Below are 9,754 nucleotides of genomic sequence, written 5' to 3' on the forward strand. Positions count from 1 at the left end.
AGATGAATTGATGTAATGAAATCAAATTGTCACCGCAATTTGATTTTAATGACAACAGAAAATACACTCTGGGGATAAACTCTTTGTTTATCTTGATGAATCATAGAAAATAAATGCAGCACGGCAACGATTGCGCTTTAAAATCTGGGATTACACGAAAAAATGTGCTGGCAATATTTGTCCTAAATCAAATCAATGAAAACCTCTACTGCCCCAGCCAGAACCACTGAGCAATCAGTTGATGCTCTGCTTAAAACGATCAGAATCCCGCCGCGCCCTAGTTTGTTAGCAGAGGTTCAGCAAGAACTGTCGTCTAAAGAGCCCGATCCGCGTCGCCTCGCAAAAATTATCGCTAATGATGTCGGCCTGGCAGGTTCTTTGATGAAGTTGACCAACTCCTCTTTTTTTGGATTACGCTTAAAGGCGAGTTCTGTCGATCATGCGGTTGATCTGTTAGGCATGGCGCAGTGCGGCACATTAATGACGGGCATCATTGCCCGTCAGTCAGTCGTGGTGCAAGGGCAATCATTGGTGAAGTTTTGGGATTTTTCTACCAAGCGGGCGCAGGCGATGATTTATCTGGCGCGTAATATGCATATTTATCCCTCAGATATTGCGCATACGTTTGGCTTGTTTTGCGATATCGGCATTCCAATTATGCTGGAGCGTTTTCCTCACTATGCAGCAACGCTGACTAAAGCTAATCAAGAATTTACTAAAAAATTTACCGAGATCGAAGATGAGGCGCATCAGTGCAATCACGCCGCAGTCGGGTCTTTGATGGCGCGTACCTGGGGTTTGCCTGAAGATGTTTTTACCGCGATTTTATTGCACCATGACTACGCGGTTTTAGAAGATAGCGCTACGCCAGAAATGGTTCGTGCACTGGTAGCAATGGCCTTGATGTCGGAATACGCCATACAAAAATATCATGGGCAAGATGTCTCTGCCGAATGGGAAAAAGGCGGAGCGCAGGCTTGCCATTTTCTAGGTTTATCCCAAGACGAAGCTGCCGATAAATTTGATGAATTACATGAAATGTTTAATAGTTTGGAGTGATCACGGTATTTTCTTGCAACGACTATTACCGTGAGCATCACCAAACTTTAAGCTTTCCCCCGCAGTAAACGTGCTGGCAACAAAACGATTGCACGCAATAATTCAAACACGCCTTCCACCGCAATCCCCATCAACCGGAATGGCAAGCAGATCAGCCATACCAGCGGATAAAGTACCAGTGCGAACAAGGCCAGCGGCCAGCACATTACTAACAGCACAATCCACAAAATAAACGTCAGCATTGGGTTTCCTAGACTTGAGGTTTTAGACAAAAAGTTGGTGTATCACACTGCTGATAATCAGGATGGCGATGCTCAGGATAACAACGCCATCCATGTCTGCTTTGAGGTTCATACAATATCCTTTCAAATTCTTGGGTTGGTTTTTGTTAGCTTATAAAAATCCGTATCCCTGGTGCGGCTAGCTTGCCTGACTGGCAAACTGGATCAAGCAGAATATGCGCTTAAGTATTGATCCAAATACGCATCACAGTCTTAGTTTTTTTAGAAGCTAACTCCAATATAGTCAGTGTCGGTCAATCCCGCTAGGGCGGTCTGACGAACTGTAATTTGGCAGGCTTTATCGATCTGAATTGGAGGATCAATGGTGTATGGGAGATTTTAAAAAACTCCACATTTGAGCATATAGCGTTATGGTTATTGTTCAATCTGAGCAGATGGATTTGCTTAATCCTGAAGTAATCAGATCGTCTGGCGTTGCCGGATTGCCGTCTTTGTCCCAATAAAATAACCAGCCAGTTTCAGAAAAATGCCTGACTCTCAGTGCAATGAATGACATTGCCATTTGTACAGCATGCCAGCTATCGATCCCATAAATCCTTGATGGGTGCGAGTCGAGTATTCCCAGCGATACGGCGCAACCCCAGTCAATATGATCCTTGATCGGGGCAGCAATACTTAAGCTCAGGTCTGCGCCGACACCGTCTGGTGACACGGCATACCAGCGTCGTTCTATCAAAAAATTGTTCATGACCGAGCCTCTTTCTTTGACACGGATTTCTGTTTAGCTTGTGGTTTTTACTTCATTGAACAGAATCTTGTTGGAAAAAGGGTCTGTCAGGCTCAAGATTCTATCGCCCCATACGGCGATTTCAATGCCAGGTTTATTGTATTTGTAGGTCTTCTGAGATAACTCTTGGTACAGCTCATCGATGTCTGGCGTGTTTACAAACACCTTGCTTCCCGGTGTGCAGTCACCGGAATGTTCGCTCAGGTGAAAAACTAGATTGTCTTTCGATACTTGCATATAGATAGGAAAATCGTCCTTAAACCGATGTTCCCAATCGACACTCATGCCGAGAAACTCAACATAAAACTGTTTCGCTTTTTCTTCATCAAAGATGCGTAAAACGGGAATGCTCTGGAAGTCCATCATTGCTCCTTATTCCTATGCCAGTTGCGACAGTGTGTTGAGTTAATGTCAATCAGAATAATAATTTATATTTAGGACTGACGTAAAAATGCCCCAGCTGCGTTGTAGCGCCTAGCCGTACTAAAGTACTGTCGTCGTCGCTACGCCTTGCTGGGACAGTTTTGCGACAGTCCTAATATTCTCAATTTAAATATACTGCCTATTAGTATATTTAAGTTGTCCATGTAATATTTGGAGGATAGGCGGTATTTTATAAAAATAATGGGGAGTATATAAAAATTTCTAGGTTTAACCCGCCTGTTTGGCACTATCTAACAACCAGTTCTTAAACGCTAGCAAAGGTCCCAGACTCGCGTTTTGTTCCGGATACACTAGATAATACGCAGCCGAGCGGGGTAGGCTTAATTGCAGTGGAATGGTTAGCGTGCCAGCATCCAATTCTGCCTGCACCATAAAACGCGGGATCAGCGCCACACCTAAACCGGCGGCGGCGGCACTGATCAGCATGGTGAACAATTCATAGCGAGCACCTTTGACAGCGGATATGTCATTGCGGCAATCATGTAAATCAAACCAGCGTCGCCAATCGTCTAAACGGCTGGTCAGGTGCAGCAAAGGCATTTTGCTGATATCTGTGATGCCTATGATGTTCTCGTTGGCTTTGGTCGCATCCGTAGTTTGATATTTTGCCAATAAGGCAGGGCTGCAAACTGGTGTCGTGTCATCTTCACCGATTAAAAAATCCCCAATGGTGCCGGGCCAAGGCGCTTGTCCTGAATGAATCGCCGCATGGAAATGCGATTCGGAAAAAATAAACGCATCGGTTCTGGTACTGAGATTAATCGTAATGTCGGGTCGCAGTGCGTGGAATTGTGCCAGACGCGGGATCAGCCATTGGGTCGCAAAAGTCGGTACGACTGCCAATTCCAGCACGCCGGAACCCTCCTGGCTCGCCATCAACTCCAGGGTGTCGCGCTCTATTCGCCTCAGATGCAGACGTATACGTCCGGCATACTCTTGCCCGGCAGGCGTTAATACGACGCGTTGTTTGATGCGGGCAAATAGTGGTACACCTAACCAGCTCTCTAACCCCGCAATTTGTTTGCAGACCGCGCCTTGGGTCAGCGCCAGTTCATCCGCGGTACGGGTAAAACTTTGCAGGCGTGCTGCAGCCTCAAAGATCATGAGCGCATTTAAGCTGGGGATTTTTTTTCTCATTGATATAGATTGTTCTTTTTATTCACTAACTTGTGATTTTATATCGTTTGTCCCGATTGTCCAGTTAAGTGAAAATGCTGCACTAGCTAACAATTAAAATACCTTCCATGAATCCACATATTCAAACCCTGCTTGTTGCCAGTATAGGCGAGCAGCAAACAAGCAACTTAGTGAATTTATTGCATATATCTGCCAAATTTGACCACGTACAACCGGGGCAGGTAACACGTGCCGAGATCGCGCAGGCCTTGAATATGTTGCTGTTTTACGGAATTTTGCAGCGGGTTCCCAGCGGGAAGACTTACACCGATGAACTCGTTGCCCATGGCGGCAAAGTCACGCTGGATCATGGTGCTTTGCGCACGGTGCGCTGGTTTGGCATCGGTGCTTTGCCTCCGGGCGAAGCCGCTGTGACGCGAATTCTCAAACCATTAGGGTATCGCCTGAATGGCAAATATCCGCTGGATCGCTTAAACATGACCGGGCGTTCTTATGCACAGGTTGATGATCCTGAAAATATCTCGCAGTTTTTTGTCAGCGAACTACATACAGAACGTTTTAGTCCGGCTTTTCAGCAAGCGGTCAGCCGGGTTTTGGGCGACTCCAAAGATCCTTTGACGCCAGCGGCGTTTAGTCTGCTCAATGAACTGGAGCGCGACGGCAGTCTGAGCGTGCAGCAGGCGCTGGAATTATTGCCCGTGCTGGTCGCCTGTTTTGATCGTCAGCATGGCACTCCGCAATTAAGCGACTATGAGCTACTGATCAAAGAATCTGCCGAAATGGCATGGATCGCTACTGAGGGGAATGTGTTTAACCACGCAACGGACCGCGTAGCCGATGTGTTCCAGACTGCGGAGGAGCAAAAAGCCTTGGGGCGCTCCATCAAAGCGCAGGTCGAAGTCTCTGGCTCTGGTCGCGTAAGACAGACCGCGTTTAAGGCCGACAATGTTGTGCGGGAATTTTATGATGCAGAGGCAGTGCTAGTGACACGCGAAGTGCCGGGATCATTTTATGAATTTATCTCGCGAGACACGATGCTTGATCCCGTCACCGGATTGTCGAAACTTGATCTGCAGTTTGACACAGGCAATGCGCAAGGTATTTTTAAGATGACCGCCAATGCTTGAGCCTGTCAATCGCTTAGCTGTGCTGGAGTCGCTGCAAGATTTATTGGGTGATGCCGGCTTGCTGACCACGCTAGAGGACTGCGCCCGTTACGTAACCGGAGCGCGCTATGGCGTCGGGCAAGCAATGGCGGTCGCGCGTCCCAATAGCGCCGTGCAATTGTCGCAACTGGTCAGTCTGTGTGCAGCGCATCAGTTGAAGCTGGTGGTGCAGGGTGCCAATACGGGTTTGGTCGCCGCCAGCACGCCAGATCAGAGCGGACAGTATCTGGTCTTGAGCACGGAACGCCTTAGTCGTTGCATAGAGATTGATACGGTCAATCGCTCAGTCACCGTCGATGCTGGTGTGACCTTGCACGATTTGAATGAGGCGTTGAAAGAACACGATTTATGCTTCCCGATTGACCTCGGTGCCAACCCGACTATTGGCGGCATGATCGCCGCCAATACTGGAGGTGCAAGACTGATTAAGTATGGCGACGTGCGGCAAAATTTGTTGGGGCTGGAAGTCGTATTGCTGAATCCGCCAGGCAGGGTGCTGGATCTGCAATCGGCGCTTCGCAAAAATAATACCGGCCCTGATCTAAAGCAATTGTTTGTCGGCACCAGTGGCGCCTACGGGATTATCAGCAAAGCCGTTTTACAAGTGCATCGCTTGCCAAAACAAACGGCTACTGCATTAGTTGTGCCGCGTGATCAGGCTGCAGTTTTAGAATTGTTGCAAAGGCTGGAGCGCGATTGCGGAGAATTGCTGAGCGCCTTTGAGGGGATTTCTGGACAAGCATTGGCTTCGGTATTGCGACATGTTCCGGCGATCAGTAATCCCTTTGGCAGTCTGGCTGATATCCCCGATTATTGCGTCCTGATTGAGCTGGATACCAGCATCGCCCAGCAGCATTCAGGCTTGTGTTTGGAGGATTTATTAAGCAATTCGCTGGCCACCTTATTGACTGGAAGCGATGACGACATTATCACCAATGCAGTGATTGGTCGCGGTAAAGATTTGTGGCGTATACGGCATGCGATCAGTGAGTCTTTGCGTAGCGAAGGTAAGATTATTGCGTTTGATATTTCTATGCCGCGTTCCTCTTTGGTTGATTTTCGGCAGCAGGCGATTGGCTTGATCGAAACCCATTATCCGTTTTTGCAGATCATGGATTTTGGTCATTGGGCGGATGGCGGTTGCCACTTTAATCTGGTGTGGCCGCATGTAGCGGCTATCGCTTACGATGCGACAACGGTCAGCGCAGTGCGCGATGCGATCTACGATATGGTGGTGCGTGAGTATCAAGGCAGCTTTAGTGCCGAACACGGAGTCGGCCCATATAATCAGACCTACTACCATCGATTTACGTCACAAGCAGCGCAGCAACTGGCGGGAAAAATGCAAAGGCTGCTCGACCCTGATCGCTTGTTTGGACTGACCTGGTTTGGTGAACTGGCTGAATAAAGTAATACGCTCGTTGATACGTTTGAGAGTAACTTTTGAGCGACCGCTGAATGACGAGGCAAGGAAAATAAGTGGGCGAAACCTCATTGAGAATGTCTGAATCGATTTGTCATTAAATATATACTCGTAGTAGGTATATTTTAGTTGTCCATATATTTAATGGTCAATAAGCCGATTTGAATAAAAATAAAGGGGAGTATATTGATTATTATGGAATCTAATTGCCTCCACGCTACCTTGTTAAGCTAATCCAGCAGTGTCTTTTACCAATGCTTAGTCGCACCAGATCAACATCAGCGCTGAAACGATTTCGCCCTCATTCTCGTCAGAATGAGGGCGAAATTCTTTATAGTTTATTTGACTGACCGCAAACTTGTTGCAGCCAGCCAAACTCATTAGCGACTAATCGCTAACAATACCTATTAGTCAGAAGCAACCAAGCTCACACCGCTGAAGCTAGCGTAAGAGTTGAGCAACAGGTAGTAAGTACCTGCGGCTGGTGAGCTAATAGTGATCGTTTCAGTCGTGGTAGAACCATCAGATTTTTTCAAATAAGATGATGTTGTCGGTGCAGAACCTAGTTTGACGTAGATATCTGCATCGCCAGTACCGCCCGATGTTTTAAAGGTCAATGTAGTACGGCCTGATGGAACCACAAAAGTGTACACCGTGGAGTTGCCAGTCGTCAGAGCGAGGCCAGTTTTTGCTACGCCATTGCTCAATACATTGGATGGTGGAGGTGTTGTACCGCCGCCCGATCCCATGACAGTCGCAAAATTAGCAACGTTCAAACTGCCGTAACCACTTGCATAATCCCAACCAGTTTTTGCAGTGTAACCACCGTTGCTGCCAGAAGTTACGTCATGGAACATTGTTGGATTAGCCGCTGCTTTTTGATAAATGGCAGAAGCTGGGAAGGCCAGTGTATTGTTGTTCATAGACTGAACGCGAGCCCAGAAACCAGTGAACAACGGTGCTGCCAGACTAGTACCACCGATTTGCGAGCTAGTACCGTTGACGATTACCAATGCGCCGCTGTTAGGTGATGCATCAAATGCGACGTCAGGTGCGCCACGTTTGGTGGAGCTTCCCAATACGCCTGCGGCAGTTTGCCAGCTTGGCGCTGCTTCTGTCAGGCTTGGTCCGCCGCCTGCGCCACCGCTGGAACTTTGCTGGCAATTAGCAGAGCTGGTGCAAGCCCATACTGTTTCAGACGTCCATGTGGTGCCTGATGTGTTCAGCAAAGTACCGCCAACTGAGATGACATAAGGGGATACAGAAGGGTAACTTTGTGATGTGCTGGAACCACCGCATTCATACGCACCTGAATCGCCGGAAGAAACCGAGAAAGTCTGCCCTTGTGCTACCGCAGTCTGGAAGATCTGATCGTTACTTGCCATGATGCCGGAGCTTTGCGCATCAGTTTCGCATTCACCTAAAGACACGTTGATCGTTTTGGCTACGTTGTCGCTGACAGCTTTATTGTACGTATTAGTCAGGTCAGCATCGCTCAAAGTATTAGCCGTGTACAAAATCATTTGTTTGATCGTACCGCCTGCTGCTGCCAAGGCATCTTGAGTATCCATATTCCATTCATCCACACCAGACGTATCTGTGCTGGCAGAACCAACTGTCACTGTGCTGACATTGGTTTTTGGATAGCCAGCATTGGTAGTAAATGTGTTCAGATCTTTGATCGTTTGCGTCATGCTACCTTGGGTAATAATACCGATGGTTGCGTTGGTTGCACTTGGCAAGCTAGATGCGTTATAGATCAAAGGGAAGTCGGTTGGATTGTGGCCAACAGTCGACAGTGTTTTAGCGTCTGGACGCATTGCCATTGTGTGATGCAGATGGACAGTTTGCAAACCATGAACCGCCAATACGATATCGCCCAGCGATTGCGGTACAGTGACATCACTCAAGTTGGCATGTGCTGTACGGCCATTGATGTTGTATGTATGCAGATCAGTATTGAATGCAGTTTTAACGGAGGATGCTGCACCATCTGCGCTGACTAGCAGGTGGTTGTCAGAGACGACGATATTGACGAAACCACTTTTGGTCAAATGATCGACTACCGATTTTACTTGGGCTGCTGTTGGTGCGTAGTGGCTCATGAACTCAGCGCTAGTGATTGGCTTGGCGCCACCACCAGTGATGAGGTTAGTTGTCAGCGCATCGAGGTCCGCTTTGTTGCGTACTTTCAATGAGACCACAACATGAGTTTGTGTCCCAGCTTGCATTAATGCCAGTGGCGATGCAGTGCTCAACAAACGCGGCGCTTTGGTCGCGGTAGAGACCCATTGTTCGGCTGCTTGTGCTGCGCCACCAATTGTTGCTAACACCATTGCTGCTACAGGCAGCATTTTAAATTTACAACTGAGTTTCATTACTTATCTCCAAATGGTAATACGAAGAAAGTGACCAGTTCAAAGGATTTTGAATAGATCGGTTCAGTCACAGCAACCTGGAAGAAAATCTTGTTTTCTACAGGCTTGGCAAATTCAATTTACCGTCTTTTTAAACGCGGTCCAGAAAAAATGCCTATTGCAAGATCGACTCTACGTTACATAGTAAGTTGGTCGGTCTTGAAATATTCTTGGTAAAGCAGTGATACGTAAATCTAAAAACGACTTTTGAAAACTAGATTTTTAAAACTAGACTTTTGAAGCAATATTTTTACAGCGTGGAATTTTTAACTGAGGAAAAAATGGTTGGGTTTGAAGCGCTTGGTTTCAAAATCATGCTGGCCAATTTGAGTGTTGGCGCTGCTATTAGATTTTGGAACTAATGTTGGAGCCAAAGTTGGAACTAATGCAGGAACGAGAGAATTGAAGTGACGGAGCTGAGGATCAACAAGGCTAGAAGCAATCACCGCAAAGCGGGACATTTTTTCTTCTGTTATCGACAATCTCAGATCAGTAGAATCGGTAAATGTTGGCTGCTGTGCGGCGATCAGTTCGCCATCATTAAAGGGACTATTTTTGTCTATATAATCTGCATCCCAATTAAGGCTTTGGGCAATCTGTTGATAATGCTGGATCATCTTTAATGCACTCCAATGGATGGGTGACACAAACAATTACAACCAATTTTAAGCAGTTTTATACTGATGCATCGCAGGCTTTTAACAGCGGCAATCAGCGCCTTTTTTTAATCTTCCCGGTTAATTTATTTAGCTATCGACTCGCTGTCTTACGCTTAATTTTGCGTTCGCTTTTACGTTCGTTTTTACGGTTACGTTAGCGTTTAAATCTGTCGAACCTGAGCTAAAGAATTGACTGAAAGAAAACTTATCCTAGCAGAAGAAATATTCCAAAAAGTTAAGCTAAATTGATTAATGTGTAACCATCAGTAACAATGTGTAGGATTGGGGGATGAGGAGCTCGTCATTTTTATATTTTTTTTACATGCGAGCTTCTTGCAAAATACCCAAACCAGTAAAGTCGAGCATGGGTGTGGCCACTGTTGCGATTGGTTTTCTTGTTTGAAGCGGCACATGTGACAT

General features: G+C 46.8%; 9 protein-coding genes. 3 read left to right on the plus strand and 6 right to left on the minus strand.

Annotated elements, in window-relative coordinates; translation table 11 throughout:
• Window positions 1–195: 195 nt before the first annotated feature.
• Window positions 196–1,059, plus strand: a complete 864-nt coding sequence (locus AAKU61_RS10495) for an HDOD domain-containing protein (RefSeq protein ID WP_354331987.1) — start codon at window positions 196–198, stop codon at window positions 1,057–1,059.
• 47 nt (window positions 1,060–1,106) lie between these two features.
• Here AAKU61_RS10495 and AAKU61_RS10500 read toward each other — a convergent pair whose 3' ends face one another.
• The 4 genes from AAKU61_RS10500 to AAKU61_RS10515 form a co-directional block, all read right to left on the minus strand.
• On the minus strand, window positions 1,107–1,301 hold the full coding sequence (locus AAKU61_RS10500; RefSeq protein ID WP_322117872.1) for a hypothetical protein: 195 nt from the start codon (window positions 1,299–1,301) through the stop codon (window positions 1,107–1,109).
• Window positions 1,302–1,722: 421 nt separating this feature from the next.
• Window positions 1,723–2,049 (minus strand): DUF6968 family protein, encoded by a 327-nt coding sequence (locus tag AAKU61_RS10505; protein ID WP_354331989.1) that lies wholly within the window; start codon window positions 2,047–2,049, stop codon window positions 1,723–1,725.
• A gap of 33 nt (window positions 2,050–2,082) precedes the next feature.
• Window positions 2,083–2,451 (minus strand): glyoxalase superfamily protein, encoded by a 369-nt coding sequence (locus tag AAKU61_RS10510; protein WP_354331991.1) that lies wholly within the window; start codon window positions 2,449–2,451, stop codon window positions 2,083–2,085.
• Between the two features lie 288 nt (window positions 2,452–2,739).
• Entirely contained in the window at window positions 2,740–3,669 is a 930-nt protein-coding gene (locus tag AAKU61_RS10515) for a LysR substrate-binding domain-containing protein (RefSeq protein ID WP_354331993.1), read from the minus strand.
• Between the two features lie 107 nt (window positions 3,670–3,776).
• On the opposite strand from AAKU61_RS10515, the gene AAKU61_RS10520 reads away from it, so the two are divergent.
• The gene (locus AAKU61_RS10520; RefSeq protein ID WP_354331995.1) at window positions 3,777–4,796 is read left to right on the plus strand and encodes a DUF1338 domain-containing protein; all 1,020 of its coding nucleotides are present in this window, start codon (window positions 3,777–3,779) and stop codon (window positions 4,794–4,796) included.
• Complete coding sequence (locus AAKU61_RS10525; protein WP_354331997.1) at window positions 4,789–6,243, plus strand: FAD-binding oxidoreductase; 1,455 nt, start codon at window positions 4,789–4,791, stop codon at window positions 6,241–6,243. The genes AAKU61_RS10520 and AAKU61_RS10525 overlap by 8 nt, the downstream gene beginning before the upstream one ends.
• A 422-nt stretch (window positions 6,244–6,665) precedes the next feature.
• Here AAKU61_RS10525 and AAKU61_RS10530 read toward each other — a convergent pair whose 3' ends face one another.
• Entirely contained in the window at window positions 6,666–8,636 is a 1,971-nt protein-coding gene (locus AAKU61_RS10530) for a protease pro-enzyme activation domain-containing protein (protein ID WP_354331998.1), read from the minus strand.
• 305 nt (window positions 8,637–8,941) lie between these two features.
• Window positions 8,942–9,292 (minus strand): hypothetical protein, encoded by a 351-nt coding sequence (locus AAKU61_RS10535; RefSeq protein ID WP_354332000.1) that lies wholly within the window; start codon window positions 9,290–9,292, stop codon window positions 8,942–8,944.
• Window positions 9,293–9,754 lie beyond the last annotated feature (462 nt).

It is taken from the genome of Undibacterium sp. GrIS 1.2, from assembly GCF_040544435.1.
Classification (GTDB): Bacteria; Pseudomonadota; Gammaproteobacteria; order Burkholderiales; family Burkholderiaceae_D; genus Undibacterium.

Excerpts from the sequence above, each read along its gene's own strand:
- AAKU61_RS10495 (WP_354331987.1), top strand. The coding sequence starts at position 196 with ATGAAAACCTCTACTGCCCCAGCCAGAACCACTGAGCAATCAGTTGAT.
- AAKU61_RS10505 (WP_354331989.1), bottom strand. The coding sequence starts at position 2,049 with ATGAACAATTTTTTGATAGAACGACGCTGGTATGCCGTGTCACCAGAC.
- AAKU61_RS10510 (WP_354331991.1), bottom strand. The coding sequence starts at position 2,451 with ATGGACTTCCAGAGCATTCCCGTTTTACGCATCTTTGATGAAGAAAAA.
- AAKU61_RS10525 (WP_354331997.1), top strand. The coding sequence starts at position 4,789 with ATGCTTGAGCCTGTCAATCGCTTAGCTGTGCTGGAGTCGCTGCAAGAT.
- AAKU61_RS10520 (WP_354331995.1), top strand. The coding sequence starts at position 3,777 with ATGAATCCACATATTCAAACCCTGCTTGTTGCCAGTATAGGCGAGCAG.
- AAKU61_RS10515 (WP_354331993.1), bottom strand. The coding sequence starts at position 3,669 with ATGAGAAAAAAAATCCCCAGCTTAAATGCGCTCATGATCTTTGAGGCT.
- AAKU61_RS10500 (WP_322117872.1), bottom strand. The coding sequence starts at position 1,301 with ATGCTGACGTTTATTTTGTGGATTGTGCTGTTAGTAATGTGCTGGCCG.
- AAKU61_RS10530 (WP_354331998.1), bottom strand. The coding sequence starts at position 8,636 with ATGAAACTCAGTTGTAAATTTAAAATGCTGCCTGTAGCAGCAATGGTG.
- AAKU61_RS10535 (WP_354332000.1), bottom strand. The coding sequence starts at position 9,292 with ATGATCCAGCATTATCAACAGATTGCCCAAAGCCTTAATTGGGATGCA.